The 24,033-nt window shown below is 69.0% G+C and carries 28 protein-coding genes; 17 read left to right on the top strand and 11 right to left on the bottom strand.

The features are described 5' to 3' along the window. Nucleotides 1–26: 26 nt before the first annotated feature. Complete coding sequence (locus tag ACFLIT_RS04125) at nucleotides 27–2,300, top strand: TonB-dependent receptor (protein WP_479909928.1); 2,274 nt, start codon at nucleotides 27–29, stop codon at nucleotides 2,298–2,300. A 32-nt stretch (nucleotides 2,301–2,332) separates the two neighbouring features. After that, entirely contained in the window at nucleotides 2,333–3,415 is a 1,083-nt protein-coding gene (locus tag ACFLIT_RS04120) for a tyrosine-protein phosphatase (RefSeq protein ID WP_479909927.1), read from the top strand. Here the strand turns inward: ACFLIT_RS04120 and ACFLIT_RS04115 are convergent. Beyond that, nucleotides 3,412–4,161 carry an alpha/beta hydrolase gene (locus tag ACFLIT_RS04115; protein WP_479909926.1) on the bottom strand — a complete coding sequence of 250 codons (750 nt, stop codon included), beginning with the start codon at nucleotides 4,159–4,161 and terminating at the stop codon, nucleotides 3,412–3,414. The genes ACFLIT_RS04120 and ACFLIT_RS04115 overlap by 4 nt on opposite strands. Nucleotides 4,162–4,265: 104 nt before the next feature. Here ACFLIT_RS04115 and ACFLIT_RS04110 point away from each other — a divergent pair, with 104 nt between their 5' ends. From ACFLIT_RS04110 to infC, 3 genes are all read left to right on the top strand, one after another. Continuing rightward, entirely contained in the window at nucleotides 4,266–5,456 is a 1,191-nt protein-coding gene (locus ACFLIT_RS04110) for a glycosyltransferase family 4 protein (RefSeq protein WP_479909925.1), read from the top strand. Beyond that, nucleotides 5,453–6,427 carry a glycosyltransferase family 9 protein gene (locus tag ACFLIT_RS04105; protein WP_479909924.1) on the top strand — a complete coding sequence of 325 codons (975 nt, stop codon included), beginning with the start codon at nucleotides 5,453–5,455 and terminating at the stop codon, nucleotides 6,425–6,427. Before ACFLIT_RS04110 ends, ACFLIT_RS04105 begins: the two co-directional genes overlap by 4 nt. Nucleotides 6,428–6,562: 135 nt before the next feature. Further along, the gene (gene infC, locus ACFLIT_RS04100) at nucleotides 6,563–7,054 is read left to right on the top strand and encodes a translation initiation factor IF-3 (protein ID WP_479909923.1); all 492 of its coding nucleotides are present in this window, start codon (nucleotides 6,563–6,565) and stop codon (nucleotides 7,052–7,054) included. Nucleotides 7,055–7,296: 242 nt separating this feature from the next. On the opposite strand, the gene ACFLIT_RS04095 is transcribed toward infC, so the two are convergent. Both ACFLIT_RS04095 and ACFLIT_RS04090 read right to left on the bottom strand, forming a co-directional pair. Beyond that, nucleotides 7,297–7,626 carry a DUF202 domain-containing protein gene (locus tag ACFLIT_RS04095; protein WP_479909922.1) on the bottom strand — a complete coding sequence of 110 codons (330 nt, stop codon included), beginning with the start codon at nucleotides 7,624–7,626 and terminating at the stop codon, nucleotides 7,297–7,299. 171 nt (nucleotides 7,627–7,797) lie between these two features. Beyond that, nucleotides 7,798–9,582: an SLC13 family permease gene (locus ACFLIT_RS04090; protein WP_479909921.1), complete on the bottom strand. Its 1,785-nt coding sequence runs from the start codon at nucleotides 9,580–9,582 to the stop codon at nucleotides 7,798–7,800. Between the two features lie 140 nt (nucleotides 9,583–9,722). On the opposite strand from ACFLIT_RS04090, the gene ACFLIT_RS04085 reads away from it, so the two are divergent. From ACFLIT_RS04085 to pheT, 5 genes are all read left to right on the top strand, one after another. Beyond that, nucleotides 9,723–10,952 carry an MFS transporter gene (locus tag ACFLIT_RS04085; protein WP_479909920.1) on the top strand — a complete coding sequence of 410 codons (1,230 nt, stop codon included), beginning with the start codon at nucleotides 9,723–9,725 and terminating at the stop codon, nucleotides 10,950–10,952. Between the two features lie 128 nt (nucleotides 10,953–11,080). Then, nucleotides 11,081–11,281: a 50S ribosomal protein L35 gene (rpmI, locus tag ACFLIT_RS04080; protein WP_479909919.1), complete on the top strand. Its 201-nt coding sequence runs from the start codon at nucleotides 11,081–11,083 to the stop codon at nucleotides 11,279–11,281. A 15-nt stretch (nucleotides 11,282–11,296) separates the two neighbouring features. Next, nucleotides 11,297–11,653 carry a 50S ribosomal protein L20 gene (gene rplT, locus ACFLIT_RS04075; protein ID WP_479909918.1) on the top strand — a complete coding sequence of 119 codons (357 nt, stop codon included), beginning with the start codon at nucleotides 11,297–11,299 and terminating at the stop codon, nucleotides 11,651–11,653. A gap of 250 nt (nucleotides 11,654–11,903) precedes the next feature. Continuing rightward, nucleotides 11,904–12,977: a phenylalanine--tRNA ligase subunit alpha gene (gene pheS / locus ACFLIT_RS04070; RefSeq protein ID WP_479909917.1), complete on the top strand. Its 1,074-nt coding sequence runs from the start codon at nucleotides 11,904–11,906 to the stop codon at nucleotides 12,975–12,977. Next, nucleotides 12,977–15,364: a phenylalanine--tRNA ligase subunit beta gene (gene pheT, locus ACFLIT_RS04065; RefSeq protein ID WP_479909916.1), complete on the top strand. Its 2,388-nt coding sequence runs from the start codon at nucleotides 12,977–12,979 to the stop codon at nucleotides 15,362–15,364. Before pheS ends, pheT begins: the two co-directional genes overlap by 1 nt. Here the strand turns inward: pheT and ACFLIT_RS04060 are convergent. Both ACFLIT_RS04060 and ACFLIT_RS04055 read right to left on the bottom strand, forming a co-directional pair. Then, on the bottom strand, nucleotides 15,361–16,002 hold the full coding sequence (locus tag ACFLIT_RS04060; RefSeq protein WP_479909915.1) for a DUF6624 domain-containing protein: 642 nt from the start codon (nucleotides 16,000–16,002) through the stop codon (nucleotides 15,361–15,363). The genes pheT and ACFLIT_RS04060 overlap by 4 nt on opposite strands. Before the next feature lie 39 nt (nucleotides 16,003–16,041). Further along, nucleotides 16,042–16,629, bottom strand: a complete 588-nt coding sequence (locus ACFLIT_RS04055; protein WP_479909914.1) for a DUF1134 domain-containing protein — start codon at nucleotides 16,627–16,629, stop codon at nucleotides 16,042–16,044. 284 nt (nucleotides 16,630–16,913) lie between these two features. On the opposite strand from ACFLIT_RS04055, the gene lepA reads away from it, so the two are divergent. Together lepA and ACFLIT_RS04045 are read left to right on the top strand one after the other, a co-directional pair. After that, nucleotides 16,914–18,719: a translation elongation factor 4 gene (gene lepA / locus ACFLIT_RS04050; protein ID WP_479909913.1), complete on the top strand. Its 1,806-nt coding sequence runs from the start codon at nucleotides 16,914–16,916 to the stop codon at nucleotides 18,717–18,719. Further along, nucleotides 18,720–19,130, top strand: coding sequence for a DUF5990 family protein (locus ACFLIT_RS04045; protein WP_479909912.1), 411 nt, complete (start codon nucleotides 18,720–18,722; stop codon nucleotides 19,128–19,130). A gap of 3 nt (nucleotides 19,131–19,133) precedes the next feature. On the opposite strand, the gene ACFLIT_RS04040 is transcribed toward ACFLIT_RS04045, so the two are convergent. Beyond that, a complete protein-coding gene (locus ACFLIT_RS04040) occupies nucleotides 19,134–19,418 on the bottom strand; it encodes a hypothetical protein (protein ID WP_479909911.1) in 285 nt (94 codons plus the stop codon). A gap of 67 nt (nucleotides 19,419–19,485) precedes the next feature. Here ACFLIT_RS04040 and ACFLIT_RS04035 point away from each other — a divergent pair, with 67 nt between their 5' ends. From ACFLIT_RS04035 to ACFLIT_RS04025, 3 genes are all read left to right on the top strand, one after another. Further along, the gene (locus ACFLIT_RS04035; protein WP_479909910.1) at nucleotides 19,486–19,644 is read left to right on the top strand and encodes a hypothetical protein; all 159 of its coding nucleotides are present in this window, start codon (nucleotides 19,486–19,488) and stop codon (nucleotides 19,642–19,644) included. Nucleotides 19,645–19,680: 36 nt separating this feature from the next. Continuing rightward, nucleotides 19,681–20,400, top strand: a complete 720-nt coding sequence (locus tag ACFLIT_RS04030; protein WP_479909909.1) for an extensin-like domain-containing protein — start codon at nucleotides 19,681–19,683, stop codon at nucleotides 20,398–20,400. A 92-nt stretch (nucleotides 20,401–20,492) separates the two neighbouring features. Then, nucleotides 20,493–20,669: a YegP family protein gene (locus tag ACFLIT_RS04025; protein ID WP_479909908.1), complete on the top strand. Its 177-nt coding sequence runs from the start codon at nucleotides 20,493–20,495 to the stop codon at nucleotides 20,667–20,669. Between the two features lie 174 nt (nucleotides 20,670–20,843). Here ACFLIT_RS04025 and ACFLIT_RS04020 read toward each other — a convergent pair whose 3' ends face one another. From ACFLIT_RS04020 to ACFLIT_RS04010, 3 genes are all read right to left on the bottom strand, one after another. After that, complete coding sequence (locus ACFLIT_RS04020; RefSeq protein WP_479909907.1) at nucleotides 20,844–21,485, bottom strand: DUF4142 domain-containing protein; 642 nt, start codon at nucleotides 21,483–21,485, stop codon at nucleotides 20,844–20,846. Nucleotides 21,486–21,564: 79 nt separating this feature from the next. Further along, on the bottom strand, nucleotides 21,565–21,753 hold the full coding sequence (locus ACFLIT_RS04015; RefSeq protein WP_479909906.1) for a hypothetical protein: 189 nt from the start codon (nucleotides 21,751–21,753) through the stop codon (nucleotides 21,565–21,567). Between the two features lie 29 nt (nucleotides 21,754–21,782). Further along, complete coding sequence (locus ACFLIT_RS04010) at nucleotides 21,783–22,511, bottom strand: glutathione S-transferase (RefSeq protein WP_479909905.1); 729 nt, start codon at nucleotides 22,509–22,511, stop codon at nucleotides 21,783–21,785. A 149-nt stretch (nucleotides 22,512–22,660) separates the two neighbouring features. Here ACFLIT_RS04010 and ACFLIT_RS04005 point away from each other — a divergent pair, with 149 nt between their 5' ends. Further along, entirely contained in the window at nucleotides 22,661–23,023 is a 363-nt protein-coding gene (locus tag ACFLIT_RS04005) for a DUF983 domain-containing protein (protein ID WP_479909904.1), read from the top strand. Between the two features lie 69 nt (nucleotides 23,024–23,092). Further along, on the top strand, nucleotides 23,093–23,248 hold the full coding sequence (locus ACFLIT_RS04000; protein ID WP_479909903.1) for a DUF3309 family protein: 156 nt from the start codon (nucleotides 23,093–23,095) through the stop codon (nucleotides 23,246–23,248). 9 nt (nucleotides 23,249–23,257) lie between these two features. On the opposite strand, the gene ACFLIT_RS03995 is transcribed toward ACFLIT_RS04000, so the two are convergent. Further along, nucleotides 23,258–23,401 carry a hypothetical protein gene (locus ACFLIT_RS03995; RefSeq protein WP_479909902.1) on the bottom strand — a complete coding sequence of 48 codons (144 nt, stop codon included), beginning with the start codon at nucleotides 23,399–23,401 and terminating at the stop codon, nucleotides 23,258–23,260. Then, nucleotides 23,401–23,967: an elongation factor P gene (gene efp / locus ACFLIT_RS03990; RefSeq protein ID WP_479909901.1), complete on the bottom strand. Its 567-nt coding sequence runs from the start codon at nucleotides 23,965–23,967 to the stop codon at nucleotides 23,401–23,403. The genes ACFLIT_RS03995 and efp overlap by 1 nt, the downstream gene beginning before the upstream one ends. Nucleotides 23,968–24,033 lie beyond the last annotated feature (66 nt).

Genomic DNA, 24,033 nt, shown 5'->3' with positions numbered 1-24,033 from the left:
CGCCCGACGCGGCTCAGGGGAAATTCATGAACAGCTTTCTCAAGCCGGCGGCCTTCCGGGCCGCCCTGCTGACCGGCGCGGCCATGGTCGCCTTCGCGCCCGCCTTCGCCCACGCCGCCGACGACGCCGCCGCGGCCGACGCCGCCACCGGCCTGGAGGAGATCGTCGTCACCGCCCAGAAGCGCGCCACCAATCTGCAGGACACCCCGATCGCCATCTCGGTGCTCGGCCAGGAGGCCCTGGAGGCCCGCCACGTTCAATCGCTGGCCGACCTCGGCGACGGCGCCATCCCGTCCCTTCGTGTCGCGCCGTTCTTCGCCCGCAGCTCGGCCCTGACGCTCGGCGTGCGCGGCATCGGCGCCTCGGGCGACGCCAACCAGCCGGCCCGCGACCAGGCCGTCGGCGTCTATATCAACGGCGTCTACCTGGGCCGCGCCCAGGGCCTCGGCTCGGCGCTCTACGACCTGGAGCGCATCGAGGTGCTGAAGGGCCCGCAAGGCACGCTCTTCGGCCGTAACACCATGGGTGGCGCCATCAGCATCGTCACCCGCCGCCCCAGCGGCCAGTTCAAGATGAACGCCCTCGCCGGCGTCGGGAACTACGGCAGCTACCGCGCCGAGGCCCACGTCGACCTGCCGGAGGTCAACGGCTTCTCGCTGAAGCTCGACGGCCTGATCAGCAAGCGCGACGGCACGACCTCCAATCCCGCCGCCGGCCAGCCCGGCTTCAACAGCTACGACAAGCACGGCTTCCAGGTCGAAGCCCTGTATCAGCCGACCGACGCCTTCACCGTCGACTACGCCTACGACAATTCCTACGACGGCACGACGCCCTACTTCGTGCAGCTGCTCAAGCAGGGCTCGCTGCCCCTGGCGCCGATCAACCCGCCGCAGCCGGACCGCGCCGACTCGGCCCGGATCGGCGTGCCGCTGCGCCTCAGCGAGGGCAAGACCTCGGGCCACCGCCTGAACCTCGAATGGCAGGCCAACGACTGGCTGCAGCTCAAGTCGATCACGGCCTACCGCGAGCTGGACCAGACCCAGTATGACAACGGCGCCGTCGCCCTGTCGGTCTACGCCCCCAACGGCCCCTTCGCCCGCTACTCGACGGCCAACGTCTACCAGCACCAGTTCAGCCAGGAGCTGCAGTTCATCGGCGACCTCGATCAGGTCCAGTTCGCCGCCGGCGCCTTCTATTACGACGAGCACGTGCGCGATAACGCCCAGACGCCGAACTCCCTGCGCTGGAACGCCGACGGCACCGGCTACAGCCAGATTCCGCTCGACTTCGCCACCGTGCCCTTCGACCGGGCCAGCCACGCCCAGACCAAGAGCTACGGCGTCTTCGGCCAGGCGACCTGGACGCCGGCCTCGATGACCGCCCTGCACCTGACCGCCGGCGGGCGCTTCACCCACGACGAGCGCACCGGCCACCTCGACACCGTCAACGGCGCCATCCCGAGCTATGTGAACGAGGCCGGCCAGACCATCGTCGGGATCATCCCGCTCGACGCCTCCTGGGACCGCTTCGACCCCATGCTCGACGCGGCCTACGACCTCAGCGACGACGTGAACGTCTACGCCAAATGGAGCACGGGCTATAAGGCCGGCGGCGCCAACTCGCGCTCCCTGACCTACCGCGCCTTCGATCCGGAAACGGTCTCCATGTACGAGCTCGGCGCCAAGACCGAGTTCTGGGAGCGCCGCGCCCGCCTGAACGTCGCGGCCTTCTACGGCGACATCAAGGACATCCAGGTCGACTTCAACGCCATCATCCCGGGCAACAACCGCGGCACCCTGGAGACCACCAACGCGGCCAGCGGCAAGACCAAGGGCTTCGAGGCCGATTTCCAGATCGCGCCGGTCGAAGGCCTGACCCTGGGCCTGAACTACGCCTACACCAAGGTCACCTACTCGAAGGCGTTCAACCCCTTCACCAACACCGAGTCGGTGGTGAACCCGCTCTACACGCCGCGGAACGCAGTCAGCGGCACGTTCGACTACTCGCACCCCTTCTTCGGCGCGACGCTCAAGACGCACCTCGACGCCAACTGGGCCGAGGGCCAGTACACCTCGACCAGCGATCCGACGAAGAGCGACGACTCCTTCATCGTCAACGGCCGCCTGGCCCTCGTCGACCTGCCGGCCGGCGAAGGCGGCAGCCTGGAGCTGGCCCTGTGGGCCCGCAACCTGCTCGACGAGAAGTACGTGTTCCTGCGGAACTTCAGCCCTGCCCTCGGGACGTTCGGCATCTACAACGAGCCGCGCACCTACGGCCTCGAAGCCCGCGTCCGCTTCTGATCCCCGACAGCCCAAACCGTAGGAGCGTATCCATGGATCGCCGCGCCTTCCTCACCGCCATCGGCGGCGCCGCCCTCGCCTTCGACACCGCCGCGCTCGCCGCGGCGCCCGTCGAGGCCGCGGCGGCCCGCACCTCGCCCGACAAGGTCAAGATCGACTGGAAGGGCGGGACCGGTGCGGCGACGATCTTCGTCGCCAGCAACGCCTACGCCTCGCCGCGCGCCTTGCGCCGCGTGGGCGCCGCCCCGCGCGCCGGATCGGTGGAAATCCCCGCCACCGTGGCCCCGCGGCCCTACTTCCTGGTCCAGACCCGCGGCGGCGATGTCTGGACCGCCGAGCGGCTGTTGCCCCTGCAGGGCGGCCGCAACTTCCGCGATCTCGGCGGCTATCGTGCGGCCGACGGCCGGCAGGTCCGCTGGGGCCGGCTCTACCGTTCGGGCGTGATGAGCGGCCTGACCGACGGCGACCGCGCCTATCTGTCGGCCCTCGGCGTCAACACCATCTGCGACTTCCGCAGCCCCGAGGAGCGCGGCGCCGATCCCAGCGCCCTGATGAAAAGCCCGGGCGTCAAGATCAACGCCTTCGACTACGACATGAGCGCCAGCCTGGCCGAGATGGCCCGCGCCCAGACCCGCGACCAGGCCATCGCCGGCTTCGCCGCCAGCTACATGAACTTCATCGAGACCCTGACCCCGCACTACACCGACATGTTCGGCCATCTGGTGCGCGGCGAGGTTCCGCTGGCCATCAACTGCTCGGCCGGCAAGGACCGCACCGGCGTCGGCTCGGCGCTGATCCTCTCGGTGCTCGGCGTGCCGCGCGAGACGGTGATCGCCGACTACGCCCTGACCCAGGTCTACACCCCGCCGGCCGACTACACCGCGGCGATCGCCAGCGCTCGCCCGTCGCCCGGCCTCACGCCCCAAATGGCCGAGGCCCTGCGCCGCTTGCCGCCGGACGTTCTGGGCGTGCTGATGGGGTCGCCGCCCGAGGTGATGCGCCAGACCCTGACCCAGATCGACGCCAAGTACGGCGGCCCGATCGAACTGGCCAAGTCGAAATTCGGCCTGACCGACAGCAAGATCGCCCAGATCCGCAGCCTGTATCTGGTCTAGGCTCCAACCAGCTCCTCGACCGCCGCGATCAGGCGGTCGAGGTCCTGCGGGCGGGACAACCGATGGTCGCCGTCGGCGATCAGGTGGAACACCGCGTCGCGGCTGTTCAGACCGTTGAACAGCTCCAGCGCATGACCCCAGGGCACGTCGGGGTCTTCCCGCCCCTGCAGCACGCGCACCGGCGCCTCGATCGGCACGGGCCCCGGCAGGATCGACCAGCGGGCGCCGTCCTCCAGCAGCTTGCGGGTGATCGGATAGGGCTCGTCGCCATAGGCCGATGGCCGCAGCCAGACGCCGGTCTCGGCGATGTCGGCGCGCGCCGCCTCGCTGAGCCCCGGGATCATCAGGCGCTCGGTCATATCCGCCGCCGGGGCGATCAGCGCCAGCCCGGCCAGTCGCTCGGCCCGCGCCGCCGCGACGAGGCACGCCAGCCATCCGCCCATCGACGAGCCGATCAGCACCAGCGGACCTTCGGTCAGCCGATCGAGGACGGCGAGCGAGTCGCCGCGCCAGCGGGTGATCGTCGCCTCGCCGAAGTCTCCCTCGGACTCGCCGTGGGCGAAATAGTCGAACCTCACGAAGGCCTGCCCCCGCGCCGCCGCCCAGTCGGCCAGGGTCTGAGCCTTGGTCCCGCCCATGTCGGAGCGGAATCCGCCCATCCACACCACGGTGGGACCACGCCCCTCCAGCTTGCGATAGGCGATGGCGGCGCCGTCGACGTCGAGATTTCCGCGGATTTCCGTCATGTCCGACCTCTAGTCCCCTCGCGTCCGCCCGCCAATCGCCGGCGATGTCGGGTTCCCGACAGGATGGGGGTTTACCTGCCGCGCAAGGAGACTATGCAGGTCCCGTGACCTCCCTCCCGGCCGATTTCACCCTCCTGCAGGTGACCCCGGAACTTGAGACCGGCGGCGCCGAGCAGACCACCCTCGATGTCGCGCACGCGGTGATCGCCGCCGGCGGGCAGGCGTTGGTGGCCGCGCGCGGCGGTCGCATGGTCGCGCGCCTCGAGGCCGACGGCGGCCGGCTGGCCCAGATGCCGGTGCAGTCGAAGAATCCGCTGGTCATGCTCGGCAACGCCGCCCGCCTGACCGACCTCATCCGCAGGCAAGGCGTCGATCTGGTGCACGCCCGCAGCCGGGCGCCGGCCTTCAGCGCCCTGTGGGCCGCCCAGGCCGCCAAGGTCCCGTTCATCGCCACCTACCACGGGGTCTACAACGCCAAGTCGGGCCTCAAGCGCTGGTACAACGCGGTGATGACCCGCGGCGACCTGGTCATCGCCAACTCCGAGTTCACGCGCGACCACGTCATCGCCGAACACGGGATCGCGCCGGAGAAGGTGGTCGCCATTCCGCGCGGCGTCGACCTGCGCCGCTTCGAGCCCGGCATGGTCGCGCCGGCCCGCGTCGAGGCCCTGCGCGCCGCCTGGGGCATCGAGCCGGGCGAACGTCGGATGAAGGTGGTGCTGGCCGGCCGGCTGACGCGCTGGAAGGGCCAAGGCCTGCTGATCGAGGCGGCCGCGCTCCTGCAGGCCCAGGGCCTGGGTGACAAGATCCTGTTCCTCCTGGCCGGCGACGACCAGGGCCGCACCGAATACCGCGCCGAGCTGGAGGCCGCGATCCGCGCCGCCGGCCTGCAGGATTCGGTCCGTCTGGTCGGCCATTGCGACGACATGCCCGCCGCCTACCTCATCGCCGATCTCGCCGTCGCGCCCTCGCTGGAGCCGGAGGCCTTCGGCCGCACCGCCGTCGAACCGCAGGTGATGGGCCGGCCGGTGATCGCCGCCGCCCACGGCGCCGCCCGCGAGACGGTCGTGCCCGGCGAGACCGGCTGGCTGGCCGCGCCGCGCGACGCCGAGGCCCTTGCCGAGGCGTTGAAGCAGGCCCTGACCATCGGCGCCGCCGGCCGCGCGGCCATGGGCGAGGCCGCCCGCCTGCGCGCCAAGCGGCTCTATTCGGTCGACGCCATGTGCGAGGCCTATCTGGCCGTCTACGCCCGCGTCCTGGAGGCGCGCCCCCAAAACGGCCACGGGGCGCCATGAGCCGCGAGATCAAGAAGGTTCTGGTCATAAAGCTGGGCGCCCTGGGCGATTTCGTCCTCGCTCTGGCGGCGATGAAGCGCATCCGTCAGGCCCACCCCAAGGCCAAGATCACGCTCTTGACGACCCCGCCGTTCGAAGCCCTCGCCCGCCAGAGCGGCTACTTCAACGACATCGAGACCGACGGTCGCCCGGCGTCGTTCTCCGAGTGGTTCCAGATGGTCCGGCGCCTGCGTCAGGCGCGCTACGACCGGGTCTACGACCTGCAGACCTCGCGCGGTTCGGGCCGCATCTTCCACGCCCTGCGCCCCTTCCCGCCGCAGTGGTCCGGCATCGCCGCCGGCGCCTCGCACAAGCAGCGTACGCGCGGCCGCGAGCGGATGCACACCCTGGAGCGCCAGGCCGACCAGCTGCGGGTCGCCGGCATCTGGCCCGACGCCCCGACCGGCCCGGGCGAGGCCCCGCCGCCGGACCTCTCCTGGGTTCTGCGCAAGAACCCCGAACCGCGCCCGGTGCCGGGCGCGGCGCCGCCCAGGCCCTACGCCCTGTTCGTGCCCGGCGGTTCGGCTCACCGACTCGAAAAGCGCTGGCCGGTCGAGCACTTCACCGAACTGGCCCGAACCCTGCGCGCCAGGGGGCTCGACGTCATCGTCATCGGCGGTCCGCAGGAGAGCGCGCTCGCCCGCGCCATCCAGAAGGCGGGAGCCGGCGTGCGGGATCTCACCGGCCGCACCGATTTCGCCCAGATCGCCGTGCTCGGCGCCCGCGCGGCCCTCGCCGTCGGCAACGACACCGGGCCGCTGCACCTGATCGCCGCCGCCGGCGCGCCCACCGTCGCCATGTTCTCCTCGGCCTCGGACCCGGCCCTCTGCGGCCCGCGGGGCCACGTCACCGTCCTGCAGGCCCCAAACCTGGCCGAATTGCCCGTCGCCGAGGTGGCCAACGCCGCCATGGCTCTGCTGCCACGACGATGAACTATCTCCGCCCAGCCAACGCGGCGCCTTGATAGTGCGTTAGGCGTTGGTCATATAAAGCCGCTTAGTCACAGCCTCGGAGCCCGTCCTATTCGCCGACCCAACAATACGCCGCCCGTGAAAGACGGGCCGCGCATGAACGAAGACATCCGCGTCCCTCGCGTTCTCCTCATCGATCAGAACGGTGAGAAGCAAGGCGTGATGCCGACTTCTGCCGCCCTCGAAGCGGCGCAGGAAGTCGGGCTCGACCTGGTGGAGATCGTTCCCAACGCCGATCCGCCCGTCTGCAAGATTCTGGACTACGGCAAGTTCAAGTTCCAGGAGCAGAAGAAGAAGAACGAGGCTCGGAAGAAGCAGAAGGTCGTCGAGCTTAAGGAGATCAAGCTCCGTCCGAACATCGACACGCACGACTACGATGTGAAGGCCAAGGCCATGCATCGCTTCTTCGAGGAAGGCGACAAGGTGAAGGTCACCCTGCGCTTCCGGGGTCGCGAAATGGCCCACCCGGAACTCGGCATGAAGCTGCTGAACCAGGTTCGCGCCGATTTCGATCCGGTCGCCAAGGTGGAGTACGAGCCCCGCATGGAGGGCCGCCAGATGATCATGATCCTGGCGCCCAAGGGCTAAGGCTCGACGCCGACGAGATAAGGAAAAGGCCCCGGTCGCGAGACCGGGGCCTTTTTCGTGCACGAAGGGTCTCCGCCCGTCCGCGATACTGATCTGGGGTCGAAGTTTTCGATTTCAAGAATTGCCGAACGACGTTTTGTGATTAGCTTGCGCAACCCTCAGCGACGGACGGGGGCTCCCATGCACATCCTGGTTTCTTCCTTCGGCGCGCACCGCGACGGGTGGCTGAACAAGCGCCTCGGCTAGCCACCGGCCAGCCAGATCTCCGCCAGCGCCGCCAGCGCCGCGAGGCTGAGGGCCAGATTGGCGACGATCAAAGCCGAGGGCGGCAGCTTGCGTGCGTCCGGTTCCGGCGCGCCGCCAGGCTGAAGCTGTCGCCACACCCCGGCGACGAAGCAGAACACCGCGAAAACCAGCAGCACCGTGGCCGTGAAGAGGACCACCCAATGCGCCCACCGATCCTCCAGCAAGGGCCTCGCGGCCGCGCCGCCGGCCAGACCCGCCATGCCGGTGCGGACCCAGGCGGCGTAGGTCCGCTCGGCGGCCAGCACAGTGCGGTCTGCGGCGAGCACGGTCGCCGCTCGGCGCTGGCCAGCTGCAGGTCGGCGCTCTGCACCACGGCCCCGGCGGAGACTTCGAGGTGGGAGGCGCTTTCGCTTACCTTCCTGGCCTGTTTGGCGACCTGTTTTGCGGTTTCGACGATCGGTGTCTGGGATGGGGCGGCCATGCGGCGGAGCCTCGCGTCAGTGCAGAGGCCAGAACAACGCGATAGTCGGCGGTCCGATCAGCAGCACGATCAGGCTCAGCGGCGCGCCGAGCCGTGGATAGTCGGCGAACTTGTAGCCGCCGGGGCCCATCACCAGGGTGTTGCACTGATGGCCTATGGGCGTGAGGAAGTCGCACGCCGCCCCCACCGCCACCGCCATCAGGAAGGCGTCGGGATTGACCCCGATGGTCTTGGCCAGGCTCGCGCCGATCGGCGCCATGATCAGCACGGTCGCGGCGTTGTTGAGGAACGGCGTCACCGCCATCGACCCCGACATCACCATTCCGATGGCGAGCACGCCCGGCAGGCCATCGAAGGCCCCGGACAGGAACCGGGCGATCAGGTCGGCTCCGCCGGTCTTCTGGATCGCGTCGCTGACCGGGATCAGGCAGGCGATCAGCACCAGCAGCGGCCCATCGAGCGAGCGATAGGCCTCGCGCATGCGCAAGCCCCCCAGGGCGATGATCGTCGCCGCCGCCCCGAAGAAGGCGATGGCCACCGGCACGTGGGCGAAGGCGACCGACAGCATGGCGGCGGCCAGGACCGCCAGGGCCGTGAAGCGGTGGCGCACGCCGCCCAGGCGCACTTCACGCTCGGCCAGCGGCAAGAGGTCGAGCGCCTGCAAGGCCGCCGGCAGGCTGCGCTCGGTCCCTTGCAGCAGGAGCATGTCCCCCGCCTTCAGCCGCACGCTGCGCAGATGCTGCGTCAGGCGATAGCCGCTGCGGCTCACCGCCAGCAGGTTCACGCCGTGCTCGGCGTGCAGCTTGGTGGTCCGGGCGGACGCGCCGATCAGCGGCGACTCGCCGCCGACGATGGCTTCGACGGCGCGCACCTCCTCGGTCGGCTCCTCCATCGCCACCGGCCGGTCCGAGCGCGTCAGTTGCAGGCGCGCCCGCGCCACGAAATCGTCCAGCGCCTGCTGCCCGCCCTCGATGAGCAGGATGTCGCCGGGGTGAAGCGTGGTGTTCGGATGCGGCCGCGGCCGGCGCTTGCCGCCGCGCACCATGCCCATCACCGCGATGTCGTCCTCGGCCATCTTCACCAGGGCGCCCAGGCGGATGCCGTCGTGCTTCCAGCCTTCCGGCACGGCGATCTCGGTCAGGTAGGTCTTGCCCTCCAGGGCCACGTCCATCGCCTGCCCCGCCAGTCGGTGCGCCGGCAGCAGGCGGTAGGCGAAGGTCAGGAACACCAGGGCGCAGGCCGTCAGGATCAGTCCGACCGGCGAATAGTCGAACATGCCGAACGGTCGCCCGAGCAGTTCCTGCCTCTGCTGCGAGACGATGATGTTGGGCGCGGTGCCGACCAGCGTCACCAGCCCCCCGATCATCGCCCCAAAGGACATCGGCATCAGCAAGCGCGACAGGGCCGAGCCGGTGCGGCGGCTCACCTGCTGCGCCACGGGCAGCATGATCGCCAGGGCCCCGACGTTCTTGGTGCACATCGACAGCGCCGTCACCACGGCGGTCAGCACCGGAACCTGGCTGCGCTCCGTCTTCAACAGGGGCAGCACCCGTTGCAGGGCGTACTCCACCACGCCGGACCGCGCGAAGGCCGCGCTGACCACCAGGGCGCAGGCGATAATGACGGTGACATCGTTCTTGAAGCCGTCGAACGCCGCCTCGGGCGGCACCACGCCGATCGCCAGGCCGGTCAGCAGCGCGACCAGGGCGATCAGGTCATAGCGCCATCGCCCCAGCACGAAGGCCAGGATGGTGAGCGCCACCAAGCCGAACGCCAGGCCCTGCTGAACCGTGATCCCCACGCCGCCTCCCGCGCCTCAACCCGCCAACGCGCCAGAAGCCGGATCGCTGCATGGGGCGGATGCTCTGCGGCGCCGCTGAAATACGCCTGCCGCACGGCGCGTGCAGATGACGGCGACGTCAAACGCCACTAGGTGAAGGTATGACCTCCGCGCCGCCGCCCGCCCCCTCCGAAAGCAAAGGCCCGTCGGCGGCCCTCTTCACCCTATTCGCGGTGGTGTTCGTCAACATGGCGGGCTTCGGGCTGATCGTGCCGATGCTGCCGTTCTTCGCGCGCTCGCTGAACGCCGAGCCGTGGGAGATCACCCTGATGTTCTCGGCCTTCTCGCTCGGGCAGTTCTTCGCCGAGCCGCTGTGGGGCCGCCTGTCCGACCGCATCGGCCGCAAGCCGGTGCTGCTGGCCACCATCAGCGCCAACGTGGTCGGCTACCTGCTGCTCGCCTTCTCGCCGAACATCTGGTTCGCCATCATCATCCGCCTGCTCACCGGCTTCGGCGCCGGCAACATCTCGACGATCCAGGGCTATGTCGCCGACGTCACGCCCCCGGCCCAGCGCGCCGGGCGGATGGGCCTGCTCGGCGCCGCCTTCGGCTTCGGCTTCATCGTGGGCCCCGGCATCGGCGGCCTCCTGGTGCATGAGGAGATGGGCCGTCTCGGCTTCCAGCTGCCGATCTTCGTCGCCTCCGGCCTTTGCCTGATCGCCGCCCTGGGGGTGTTCTTCTTCGTCACCGAAAGCCGCGAGAAGGCCGCGCCAGGCGCGCCGCGCCCCGCCTTCCTCTCCGGCCTCAAGGACGCCCAGGACAATCCGGTGATCGGCCGCGTGCTTCTGGTCACCCTGATCTACACGGCCGGGTTCGCCGGCATGGAATCGACCTTCGCCCTCTGGGCCGAGCACCGCTTCGGCTGGCACGCCCGCGAGGTCGGCCTGTCGTTCATGGTCATCGGCATCGTCTCCACCCTCACCCAGGGCCTGCTGGCCGCGCGGCTCGTGCGCCGGTTCGGCGAGCCGAAGCTGATGGTGTTCGGCGTCTCCGCCTTCGGCCTGTCGCTGCTGCTGCAGGTCCTGAACCCGATCGCCGCCCTGACCCCGGTGATCATGGCCCTCGGCGGCTTCGGCATGAGCCTGACCATGCCGAACATCTCGGCGATCATCTCGCGCTCCACCCCGCCGAACCAGCAGGGCGCCATGCTGGGTCTCAACATGGCCTCGGGCTCGCTCGCGCGGATCACCGGTCCCATCGTCGCCGGGGCCCTGTTCTCGGGCCTCGGGGCCGACGTGCCCATGCTGGTGGGCGCCGGCCTCTGCGCCATGGCCGCCTGGGCCGCCTTCAACGCCGGGGTCGTCTACCGCCGGACCCACCCGCGCTCCTGACGCCCGACCTTGCCAAGGGCGCGGCTTTCCCGTAGAAGCCCCGCCTTTCCCGAGCCGCCGGGCCGAAAGGCATGCCTTGGCGGTTCTAGTCGCTATCCTAGAGGACGGGGCGCAAGCTCCGACGCAAAATGCCCAAACTGAAGACAAAGTCTGGCGCCAAAAAGCGCTTCAAGATCACCGCGACCGGCAAGCTGAAGGCCGGCGTGGCCGGCAAGCGCCACCGCCTGATCAGCCACAACGCCAAGTACATCCGCCAGAACCGCGGCACCAAGGTCATGAGCGCGTCGGATGCGACGATCATCAAGACCTATCTGCCGTACGGCCTGTAAGGGGAGCGCTGACACATGGCTCGCGTCAAACGGGGCGTCACCGCCCACGCCAAGCACAAGAAGGTTCTTGAACAGGCGAAGGGCTTCTACGGCCGCCGCAAGAACACCATCCGCACCGCCAAGGCCGCCGTCGACAAGGCCGGCCAGTACGCCTACCGCGACCGCAAGGTGCGCAAGCGTTCGTTCCGTTCGCTGTGGATCCAACGCATCAACGCCGCCGCGCGTCTGGAAGGCTTCACCTACTCGCAGTTCATCCACGGCCTCGACAAGTCGGGCATCGAGATGGACCGCAAGGTGCTGGCCGACATCGCCGGCGCCGATCCGGCCGCGTTTAAGGCCGTGGCCGACAAGGTTCGCGCCGCGCTCGCCTAATCTCGGCTGAAAGGCTGCGAAGATCAGGCCCTCCGGTGCGAACCGGGGGGCTTTTTCGTTTCTGCTCCCTTCCCCCTGTTGAAGGGGGACCGCGCAGCGAGGCGAAGCCAACGGTCGGGGATGGGGGTGCAGATCGTCCGGAGGAGACGTGGACGTCGCAGCCGCCGCAGTCACCCCCCATCCCTGCCCTTCCCCCTTCGAGGGGGAAGGGTTCTCAACCCCGGAACCTTCCTCTAGACCACACCGCGTCATGACAGACCTCACCGACCTCGAAGCCGACCTGATCGGCCAGATCGACGCCGCCGCCGACGTGGCCGCGCTCGAAGCGATCCGTGTCGCCGCCCTCGGCAAGTCCGGCTCGATTTCCGGCCTGCTCAAGTCGCTTGGCGGCATGAGCCCCGACGAGCGCCGCGAGGTCGGCCCGAAGATCAACGGCCTGCGCGACGCGGTCGCCGCCGCCATCGCCGCCGCCAAGACCACGCTGGAAGACGCCGAGCTCGACAAGAAGCTGGCCGCCGAGGCGCTCGACCTCTCCCTGCCGGCCGCCCCGCGCCGTCGCGGCTCGGTGCATCCGACCATGCAGACCATGGACGAGATGGTCGCCATCTTCGCCGACATGGGCTTCGCCGTGGCCGAAGGCCCGGACATCGAGGACGACTTCCACAACTTCACCGCCCTGAACTTCCCGGAGAAGCACCCGGCGCGTGAGATGCACGACACCTTCTTCTTCAATCCGAAGGAGTCCGGCGAGCGCATGCTGCTGCGCACCCACACCAGCCCCGTGCAGGTGCGGACGATGATGAGCCAGCAGCCGCCGATCCGGATCATCGCGCCCGGCCGCACCTATCGCTGCGACAGCGATGCGACCCACACCCCGATGTTCCACCAGGTCGAGGGCCTGGTGATCGACAAGGCCATCCACATGGGCCACCTGAAGTGGACCCTGGAGACCTTCCTCGCGCGCTTTTTCGAGACCGACAGCGTCACCACCCGCTTCCGCCCGCACCACTTCCCGTTCACCGAGCCCAGCGCCGAGACCGACGTGCAGTGCGACCGTTCCGGCGGCGAGTTGAAGATCGGCCAGGGCTCCGACTGGCTGGAGATCCTCGGCTGCGGGATGGTGCATCCCAACGTCCTGCGCGCCTGCGGCATCGACCCGACGGTCTACCAGGGCTTCGCCTTCGGCATGGGCGTCGATCGCCTGGCGATGCTGAAGTACGGCATGCCCGACCTGCGCGACATGTTCGCCGGCGACACCCGCTGGCTCTCCCACTACGGCTTCAGCGCCTTCGCGGCGCCGAGCCAAGCTGCCGGTCTCTCGTAATGAAGTTCACCCTTTCCTGGCTCAAGGATCACCTTGAGACCGAGGCTGCCGTCGCCCAGGTGGCCGACGCCATGACCATGGCCGGCCTCGAGGTCGAGCACGTCTCCGATCCCGCGACCAAGCTCGCCCCCTTCACGGTCGCCAAGATCGTCGAGGCCGTGCAGCACCCCAACGCCGACCGCCTCCGCGTCTGCCAGGTCGACACCGTCGACGGCCGCAAGGAGATCGTCTGCGGCGCGCCCAACGCCCGCGCGGGCCTGACCACCATCTACGCCCCCATCGGCGCCTATGTGCCGGGCCTGGGCGTCACCCTGGTCGAGAAGCCGGTGCGCGGCGTCGTCTCCAACGGCATGCTGTGCTCGGCCTCCGAGCTGGAGCAGGCCGACGAGAGCGACGGCATCATGGAACTGCCGGACAGCCTCGCGGTCGGGACCTCGGCGACCGAGGCCCTCGGCCTGGAAGCCGTCATCGACTTCGAAGTCACCCCCAACCGCCCCGATTGGCTCGGCGTCGCCGGCATCGCCCGCGACCTCGCCGCCGCCGGCCTCGGCGTGCTGAAGGATCAGGCCGTCACTCCGGTCCCCGGCCGGTTCCCCTGCCCCATCGCCATCAAGGTCGACGGCGTCGCCTGCCAGGCCTTCTCCGGCCGGCTGATCCGCGGCGTGAAGAACGGCCCGTCGCCCGAGTGGCTGCAGGCGCGCCTCAAGGCCATCGGCCTGCGCCCGATCAACGCCCTGGTCGACGTCACCAACCTGATCTCCTACGACCGCGCGCGGCCGCTGCACGTCTATGACGCCAAGCTCCTCGTGGGCGACGTCCTCGAAGCCCGCCTCGGCCACCACAGCGAGCACGGCGACGAGCAGCTGATCGCCCTGGACGGCAAGACCTACGACCTCCTGCCGACGATGAGCGTCATTTCCGACGCCGCCGGCGAGCGCCCCATCGGCCTCGGCGGCGTGATGGGCGGCGCCTCCACCGGCTGCTCGGACGAGACGGTCGACGTCTTCGTCGAAAGCGCCTGGTTCGATCCCATCATCACCGCCCAGACGGGCCGCGACGCCGGCATCACCTCCGACGCCCAGTACCGCTTCGCGCGCGGCGTCGATCCGGGCTTCATGGTCCCAGGCCTGGAGCTGGCGACCAAGCTGATCCTCGACCTCTGCGGCGGCGAGCCGTCGGAGGTCGTCGTCGCCGGCCAGGCGCCCGCCGCCCCGGCCACCTTCGACTTCGACCCGGCCTATGTCGAACGCCTATCGGGCCTCGCCATCCCCGCCGAGCAGACCGTCGAGATTCTTCGGAAGCTCGGCTTCGCGGTCGAGGGCTCGAAGGTCACCCCGCCGACCTGGCGTCGCGATGTCGAAGGCCCCGCCGATCTGGTCGAGGAGGTCGCGCGCATCGTCGGCTACGGCGCCCTGCCCTCGACGCCCCTGCCCGAGGTCGCCAAGCCGCCGGGCGGCGTGCTGACCACCAAGCAGGCCCGCGCCCGCGTCGCCCGCCGGGCGCTCGCCGCCATGGGCTGGCGCGAAGCCGTGACCTGGAGCTTCACCAAGCGCGCCACCGCCGAGCTGTTCGGCGGCGGCGCCGACGACCTCGTCCTGGCCAACCCCATCGCCAGCGACCTCGACTGCATGCGGCCGTCGGTTCTGCCGAACCTCGTCGAGGCGGCCGGCCGCAACGCCCGTCGCGGCTTCGCCGATGCAGCGCTGTTCGAGATCGGCCCGGTGTTCCTCACCGACCGGCCGGACGGCCAGCGCACCGTGATCGCCGGCATCCTGGCTCCGCACCCGGCACGCCACCCGGGCGGTTCGGACGGTGAACCCGTCTTCGCCCTGAAGGCCGACGTGCTGGCCCTGCTGGACGAGATCGGCGCGCCGGTCGCCAGCCTGCAGCTGACCCAGACCGGCCTGCCGTCATACTGGCGCCCGGGCCGCTCGGCCGCCCTCGGCCTCGGCAAGAACAGCCTCGTCATCTTCGGCGAGCTGCACCCGCGCGTGCTGAAGGCGCTGGACGTCGCCGGCCCGATGCTCGGCTTCGAGTTGGTGCTGGAAAATGTGCCCGAGCCGAAGAAGAAGGGCCTGAAGACCCGCCCGGCCTTCACCGGCGCCGCCCTGATGCCGCTCAGCCGCGACTTCGCCTTCGTGATCGACCAGGCCAAGCCGGCGGGCGACCTCGCCCGCGCCGCCGCCGGGGCCGACAAGGCCCTGATCTCCGAGGTGCGGGTCTTCGATGTCTACCAGGGCCCCGGCGTGCCGGACGGCCAGAAGTCGGTGGCGCTCGAAGTGGTCATCCAACCGCGTGAGGCCACTCTCACCGACGCCGAAATCGAAGCCCTGGCGGGCAAGGTCGTGGCGGCCGTCGAGAAGGTCGGCGGCAAGCTGCGGGGCTAAGACCGCCCGCCCGGCTTGCCGTCGCAACGACCGTAAATCTGCATGAGGCCGGCGAGGTAGTCCTTCATCGGCGGCAACTTCAGCTGCGCCCGGCGCGCCTCCAGTTTCGCCGGGTCCTCAACATTGGTCGGGTTGGCGTAGGTCCCGTTTATGCAAGCGGCGTCCTGGGTGCCGTAGCGTTGCAGGCGGCCCTCCATCGTCGCCGTGCGGTCGTAGACGTTGGCGTAGTTGCCCGGCAGCTCGCCCCTCGCGACCAGCGGCTCCATTTGGGCCATGGCCTTCCTGCGGAAAGCGAGGTTCTGGGAGTGATTGACGATGGTCAGCGCCGCACCAGCCGCCCTCTGGCCATAGACAGACATCGGAAACCAGCCGGGATTGGCCGTCATCAATGCGTCCAGCCGCCGTTCATGCCCCTCGTCCATGGCATCGATCAGGGCGCCGATTTCCTTGTCGAGCACGACGCGCTGCTCCGGCGTCGCGTCTCTGCGGATAGCGAGGAAGCGTATGCGCGTTTCCTGATCCACCTCGCCCATGCCGACCAGGGCCTCGATCACCTCGGCCTTCGCCGTGACCTCGGCGACCTTCTCCCGCGCGTCGGCGACGGGATCGGCCCACGCCGCCCCGGCGCTCAGTGACACGACAAACGCAACACCAAGCCCTCGGAGCATACCGGCCTCTTAGAGCGGGATGAGATTCCGAACGCGGCTGTAGGCCAGGTAGCCGACGTTCGCCCCCAGGCGCAGGCCGACGCCGGCGCGGATGGGGGCCAGGGTGATGCCGTCGGCGCGCTGGTACTGCACGCCCATGCCGCCCACCATGTAGGCCGAGCCTTCGACGCCGGGGAAGCGGCGGAAGATCGCGTCGGGATAGTGCAGGTCGTAGCAGAGGGTGAAGCAACGGGCGAGGTTGCCGCCCATGTCCCAGCCGATGGTCGGGCCCTGCCAGAACACTTCCTGCGTCGGGCGGCCCTTCATGTAGAGCAGGCCGCGGCCGTAGCGCAGGCCGACGCCGAGCGCGCCCGCGCCCTCCTCGCCCGCGATGTAGCCGGTCGGCTGACCGTTATCGCGGAAGATGCGCTCGATGGCGCCGCCGGCCGCCTCGGCGGTCACGCCCAGGAAGTCCGAGGTCGCGCCGACGATCTCGTCGCGGTTGAAGGTCTGCACCGGCTGGTCGTTGGGGCCCTGCGACGGGGCGTTCCCCGAGGAGGCGCAGGCGGAAAGGCCGAAGGTGGCGAGACCGGAGGTGATGAGGGTGCGGCGGTCCATGGGTGGCTCGGCCCTTTGTTCGATTCGTCCCGGCGCGAAGAACGCCATGATCTTGTGGCCGATGTGAGTCCGCTCGGGTTTACGGGCAGTTAACCACGTTCATAAGCCTCCTTCCCCCTTGATGGGGGAAGGGTAGGGATGGGGGTGACCACGGCGCGTCAGCTTGCGAAGTCGGCCTCTCGTCAAGCTCAGCATTCACCCCCACCCCTGCCCCTCCCCCATCAAGGGGGAGGGAGAACGTGCAAGGCCTCAACACGCGCGCGTAATGTGCTAGACGCGGCGGCATGACGACCCCGCTGAAGAATATCCGTAACTTTTCGATCGTGGCCCACATCGACCACGGCAAGTCGACCCTGTCAGACCGCCTGATCCAGGTGACCGGCGGCCTCTCCGCGCGCGAGATGACGGCCCAGGTCCTCGACAACATGGAGATCGAGAAGGAACGGGGCATCACCATCAAGGCCCAGACCGTCCGCCTCGAGTACAAGGCCAAGGACGGCGAGACCTATGTCCTCAACCTGATGGACACCCCCGGCCACGTCGACTTCGCCTACGAGGTCTCCCGATCGCTGGCCGCCTGCGAGGGCTCCATCCTGGTGGTCGACGCCTCCCAGGGCGTCGAGGCCCAGACCCTGGCCAACGTCTATTCGGCCATCGAGAACGATCACGAGATCGTGCCGGTCCTCAACAAGATCGACCTGCCGGCCGCCGAGCCCGAGCGCGTGCGCGCCCAGATCGAGGACCTGATCGGCCTCGACGCCTCCGACGCCGTGCTCGCCAGCGCCAAGTCCGGCCTCGGCATCGAGGATCTGCTGGAGGCCATCGTCACCCGCCTGCCGGCCCCGAAGGGCGACGAGAACGCCCCGCTGAAGGCCCTGCTGGTCGACGCCTGGTACGACGCCTACCTCGGCGTGGTGGTGCTGGTGCGGGTGTTCGACGGCCGCCTGCGGGCCGGCCAGAAGATCAAGATGATGCAGCACGGCTCGACCCACCTGATCGACCGGGTCGGCGTCTTCAAGCCGAAGAACACCCCGGTGGACAGCCTCGGCCCGGGCGAGATCGGCTTCATCACCGCCCAGATCAAGGAAGTGGCCGACGCCGCCGTCGGCGACACCATCACCGACGAGAAGAAGCCCACCACCACCCCGCTCGCCGGCTTCAAGGATGTGCAGCCGGTGGTGTTCTGCGGCCTGTTCCCGGTCGACGCCGCCGACTTCGAGGATCTGCGCGCCGCCGTCGGCCGCCTGCGCCTGAACGACGCCAGCTTCACCTACGAGATGGAGAGCAGCGCCGCCCTCGGCTTCGGCTTCCGCTGCGGCTTCCTCGGCCTGCTGCATCTGGAGATCATCCAGGAGCGCCTCAGCCGCGAGTTCGACCTCGACCTGATCGCGACCGCCCCTTCGGTGGTCTACAAGATCAATATGCGCGACGGCTCGCAGATCGAGCTGCACAACCCGGCCGACCTGCCGGACGTGATGCAGATCGACACCATCGCCGAGCCCTGGATCAAGGCGACGATCTTCACCCCCGACGAATACCTCGGCGGCGTCATCAAGCTCTGCCAGGACCGCCGCGGCTCGCAGCGCGAGCTCAGTTACGTCGGCAGCCGCGCCATGGTGGTCTACGACCTGCCGCTCAACGAGGTGGTCTTCGACTTCTACGACCGCCTGAAGTCGATCTCGAAGGGCTACGCCTCCTTCGACTACGAGATCGAGGACTACCGCGTGGGCGACCTCGTGAAGATGTCGATCCTCGTCAACTCCGAGCCCGTCGACGCGCTCTCGATGCTGGTCCACCGCGACCGCGCCGAGGCCCGCGGCCGCGGCATGTGCGAGAAGATGAAGGAACTGATCCCCAGCCACATGTTCGTCATCCCGATCCAGGCGGCGATCGGCGGCCGGATCATCGCCCGCGAAACCGTCCGCGCCCTGCGCAAGGACGTCACCGCCAAGTGCTACGGCGGCGACGCCAGCCGCAAGCGCAAGCTGCTCGACAAGCAGAAGGCCGGCAAGAAGCGCATGCGCCAGTTCGGCAAGGTCGAGATCCCGCAGGAGGCCTTCATCGCGGCGCTCAAGATGGACGCGGACTAGGTGTCCAGCGGTCAGACGATTACCCTTCGCCTGACCATCGACGATCCCGTCCCCGGGGTCGCCTACAGCCTGCAGGACAAGGCCAACCACCCCGTCGGGGCGGTGATCGCCACCGAGGCGCCGCTGTCGTTTGACGCGCCGGTGCGCCTCGCCCCCGGCCCCAGGTTCCTCGGGGAGTTCGTGCGCGCCGAAGGGCCGGAGCGGCGGTTCGTCTACATCGCCATCGGAACCGCCGCCGGCCAGCACTCCGTCTGGAGCCGCCGGGCCAAGATCGACATCCCCGCCGACCTGCTCGACCAGGCCCTGGCCGGCGCGGTGCTGGAGGCGGTGCTGCCGGGGCGCGCCAAGGACGGCGGACCGGCCTGCGCCACGGTGCGGCCTTTGGACGGCTGGCGGGTCGCGGGCGCCTGAGCCCTAATGCAGCCCTTCCCCGTCGGGCGCGCCTCCGCCCTTCTGGTCTTGGTCCTCGTCGCCGTTGACGATCCGGTCGATCAGGCCCAGCTCGCGACTGATCTCCGCCCATATCTTCGGGTCGGCCTGGCCGATCTCGGAGCCCTGTTTCGAGGCCAGGGCGAACACCTGCTTCAACTCGTCGAGGAAATGCTCGTCCTTGAGCGAGAGCAGGGCGAGCATGGCCTTCAGCAGCTTCTCGTTGCTGCGGACGACGGTTTCCAGGGAAGGCGTTGCTTGGGGCGACATGCCTGCAGAATAGGGCCGTATTCGGAATCGTTCCCGGCGCGGGCGAAATAGCTGATAGGGTGCCGCCATGGCCGAGCCGACAGACAAGATCGAAACCCCCGCCCAGAAGGCGCTGCGCCTGAAAAAGGCCGCCCAGGGCGCCAAGCACCCCAACGGCGAACAGCTCGGCGCGCGCCAGAACCGCAAGGCGCCGGTCGGCCACTCGCAACCCTGGATGAAGAAGTAGGCCGAACGCTTGCGTCGGTCCGGCGTTGATCGACGAATGATCCGCCGCTTCGGCCTCGCCTGCCTGACCGCTTTCGCCCTGACCGGATGTTCGCCGCTCGCCGACCTCGGCTCGGAGCTCGGCGCCCAGCTCGGCCTCGATCCCACGCCGCTGGCGCTGAGCGATCCGCTCGGCCCCTCGACGCGCGGCAAGCTGCTGCGCGAGACGCGCGACCCCGAGGCCTGCCGCGCCTGGCTCACGGCCCAGGGCGTCGCCTTCACCCCGGTGGCCGATCGCGACGAGGGCGAGTTCTGCTCGGTGCGCGGCGCGGGCGGTCTCGGCAATGCGCTGGGCGGCGGCGCGACCGTGCGCCTCTCGCCCGCCCGGCCGATGATGACCTGCGAACTGGCCGCCGCCGTCGCCGTGTGGCGCGCCCAGTCGGTGGAGCCCGCCGCGCGGGAAATGCTGGGCGCCGGGGTCAGCGGCCTCGACCACTTCGGCGTCTACGCCTGTCGCCGGGTGAACAACACCGTGGACGGCCGGCCCAGCGCCCACGCCCGCGCCGCCGCCATCGATATCGGCGCCTTTCGCCTGACCAACGGCCGCCGGGTCAGCGTCGAGCAGGACTGGAGCGGAGACGACGCCGAAGCCCACTTTCTTCGGCGGGTGCGGACCGACGCCTGCCGCATCTTCGGAACCGTGCTCTCGCCGGACTACAACGCCGCCCACGCCAACCACCTCCACCTGGAGGGCGAGGGCGGCCGCCTCTGCGGCTGACCCAACAAATGTTACATTCTGTCGGCGATCCGACACTTGACGGCATGGGGGGCCGCGCGGGAGGCTTAAGCTTCCCAGTCGGAGGAAGCCCCATGGCGCACAAGTTCGAGATCTATAAGGATAAGGCCGGCGAGTTCCGCGTCCGGTTCAAGTACAACTCGGAGACCATCTTCTCGACCGAAGGCTACAGCAGCAAGGCGTCCGCCAAGAACGCCATCGAGTCGATCAAGAAGAACGGCCCGGAAGCCGAGACGGAAGACAACTCGTAAGGAAAGAAAACGCCCTTCCCCCTCGAGGGGGAAGGGTCGGGGATGGGGGTGTCGCACTAAGCTTCCGACAAAGACCGGGATGGCTCAGAGCCCCCAACACAAGTTCTGAAACGTCGGGGCGTTCACCCCCAACCCTGCCCTTCCCCCCTCGAGGGGGAAGGGTTTTATTTGCCCTTAGCGGCCGGCGCCGGCCGCGTCGTCGGCCGGGGTGCCCTTGTCGAGGCCCGCGATCATCGCCTTGTGCATCTCCAGCACTGGCGCGGTCTTGGCCGCGAAGGCCTTCAGGTCGGCGTTGTCGCCGCCGTCGGCATACCCCTTGAACGCCGTCAGGGCTTCGTTGTGGGCCGCCGTCTGCTGGTCGAGATAGCGGTCGTCGAAGTCGGCGGCGGTGGCGCTGTTCAGGTTGTCGATGAAGCCCTGGTTACGCTCGTCCAGGGCGGTCGGCAGCGGCCCCGGCGCCTTGCCGGCGTCGACCAGGGCCTTCAGCTCGGCGGCGGCCTTGGTGTGGTCGTCGATGATGCTTTGCGCGGCCTTCTTCACCCCGCTGTTCGTGCTGCGCTTGAGGGCGATCTTCGAGGCCTCGATTTCGTACATCCCGCCCATGCCGGCGGTCTTAACGAAGGCGTCGGTGCTCATCGCGGCCATGGCGCCCGAGCCCATGCCGACCGCCGCGCCGGCGGCGTCCTGGGTCTGGTCGACGGCCTGTCCGGCCTCGGTCTGGGCGTTGCTGGCGGTGTCCTCGGCCTTCTGACCGCAGGCGGCGAGGCTGACGCAAACGGCGAGCGCGGCGGCGCCCGTGAACAGTTGGCGATACATGGCGTAAGCTCCTTGTGGTGCGTGAGCAAAAGGCGCCGGCGCAGGCTTGGTTCCTCACGCCGTCGTGATCGTTGCGCGCTCAGGCGTCGGATTGGCGAGAGGCTTCCTCGGCAAGGCGGGCCTTCTCGTTGTCGTTCACCTGATGGTCCGGCGCCGTCTTGGCCACCTTCTCGGCCAGGGTGGTGGCGCCGGCGTCGTCGGCCGCGATCTCGGGCTCGAAGCTTTTGTCCTCGAAGCGCTTGGGGTCGATGGGGGCCTTCTCGGTCATGGCGTCCTCCTTTCGAGGACAACCGACGCTCAGCCGTCGAGTTCCGGATAGCGGCGGAAGATATCGTCGTCGTTGAACGGAATATGCCGCGGCGAGGCCAGGTAGGCGGCGATCCCCTCGCGCCCCCGCACCGCTTCCCGCACGGCCTGCACGTTCGGCGTCGCCTTCAGCGTCCGCGCCGTCGCCTTGGGGAAGGCGTAGTCCAAGCCTTCGACCACCTGAAACAGCGACAGGTCGGCGTAACTCAGGTCATCGCCCGCGAGCCAATCGCCGCCCGAGCGCTGCAGGACGGTCTCCAGCCAGCCGAGGAATTTCGGAATGCGGTCCTCGCGGAACGCCTTGGCGCGCCGCGCCGCCTCCGGCCTTTGCTCGTCGTAGTAGGCGCCGAGGTCGACAGGGTGGTGCGTGTCGTGGACCTCCGCGACCAGGTCGGCCAGGGTCAGTTGGATCTGGTTCACCCACAGACGTCCCGCGTCCTCCTTGGGCGCCAGGTCGTGCCGCGCGCCGAGGAACAGCAGGATGTTCGCCGTCTGGCCGATCATCAGGTCCCCCGCCCGCAGGTAGGGCGGGGCGAACGACGGCGTGCGGACCTTCGGATCCTTCAGCCCCCTGGCCAGACCGGCGCCGTCGTCGCCGGCCTCGCGGGCCACGTCCACGTACGGCGCTCCAGCTTCTTCCAGCGCCAGACGCACAAATTCGCCGCGCCCCTCGATGGTCGGCCAGTAGTGAAGCTCGTAGGGATCGGCGGGCTCAGGCATTCGCTCTCAACGCGACAGTTGAGAATTAGTCGCTGCGACGCTGCGCCGCCCTTCAAACGCGGCGGAATTCCGGCGATATAGCTGCGCCTATGACAGACGCCGCCGCAGATATGTCCGATTCCGCCGGCCCTTCGAAGTTTTTCCGAGGCATGCGCCGCGGCCTCGCCCACCGTTGCCCTAACTGCGGTGAGGGCAGGCTGTATCGCCGCTACCTGAAGGTCGAGAGCTTCTGCGGGAAGTGCGATCATGAACTGGCCGCCTATCCGGCCGACGACGGTCCGGCCTATTTCACCATCCTGATCGTCGGCCACCTGATCGTGGCCCCGTTGCTGCTGTTTCCGATCATCTGGCAGGCGCCGGCGCTGGTCGTCCTGCCGCTGACGCTTATTCCGCTGACGCTCCTGACCCTGCTTCTGCTGCCGCGGATCAAGGGCGCCTTCATCGGGGCGCTGTGGGCCATCGGCCTGCGCCGGGCCGAGGATACGCCCGACGGCGGCGCGGCCGAGCCCTAGCGGAACCGCTGGCCCCCTCCGAGTCTTAAGCATGCCGACGGCGAAGATCGCCGAACGGAGATTGCTCAAATGCTCGGCACTATCCTCATCATCGTCCTGATCCTCGCCCTGCTCGGCGCCCTGCCGAGCTGGGGCTACAGCCGCTCGTGGGGCTATTTCCCCTCCGGCGGCCTTGGCCTCGTGCTGGTCATCGTGATCGTGCTGGTTCTGATGGGCAGGATTTAGAGGCGCAGCCTACCGCGTGTTGGCCAGCAGCCAGAGGATGACCAGGGTCCCTCCGGCCGCCAGGACCGCGTAGATCGCGAATTCCCCCAGGCGCGAGGCGAAGCCCTGCCGGATCGGCGTGGGCTCCGGGACCTCGTCGCCTGGGTTGCTCATCAGTCCTTCGCGCGTTCCACGTAGGAGCCGTCCTCGGTGAGGATGACCACGCGGGTGCCCGAGGCGATGTACGGCGGGATCATGATCCGCGCGCCGTTCGACAGGGTGGCGGGCTTGTAGGACGAAGACGCCGTCTGGCCCTTCACCGAAGGCTCGGTGTCGGTGATTTCGAAGGTCACCGTGCGCGGCAGGTCGATGGCGATCGGGTTGCCCTCGTGGGTGGAGAGGGTCACGGTCATGTTGTCGGTCAGCCAGATGGCGTTGTCGCCGATCACATCCGCCGACGCCGTGACCTGCTCGTAGGTCTCCGGGTTCATGAAGTGGAAGCCGTCGCCGTCCTGGTAGAGGAAGGTGTGCGGGCGGTCGTCGACGATGGCGCGCTCCACCTGCTCGGTGGTGCGATAGCGCTCCGAGACCTTCACCCCGTCCGAGATGCGGCGCATGTTCAGCTGGGTCACCGGGGTGCCCTTGCCGGGGTGGATGTTTTCGACGGTCAGGACGACGTAGAGCTTGCCCTCCATGTCGACGACGGCGCCTTTGCGCAGCGAGCTGGCGATGACTTTCAAATTCGGTCTCTCAGGTGGATCGCGGAATTCGCGTGATTTCGCGCCTGTATAGCCGGGATCGCGGCA

It is taken from the genome of Caulobacter sp. HJHS_5 (assembly GCF_056683955.1).
Note: the sequence above shows the minus strand (reverse complement) of the source record. Positions and strands in the feature narration are given on the sequence as shown.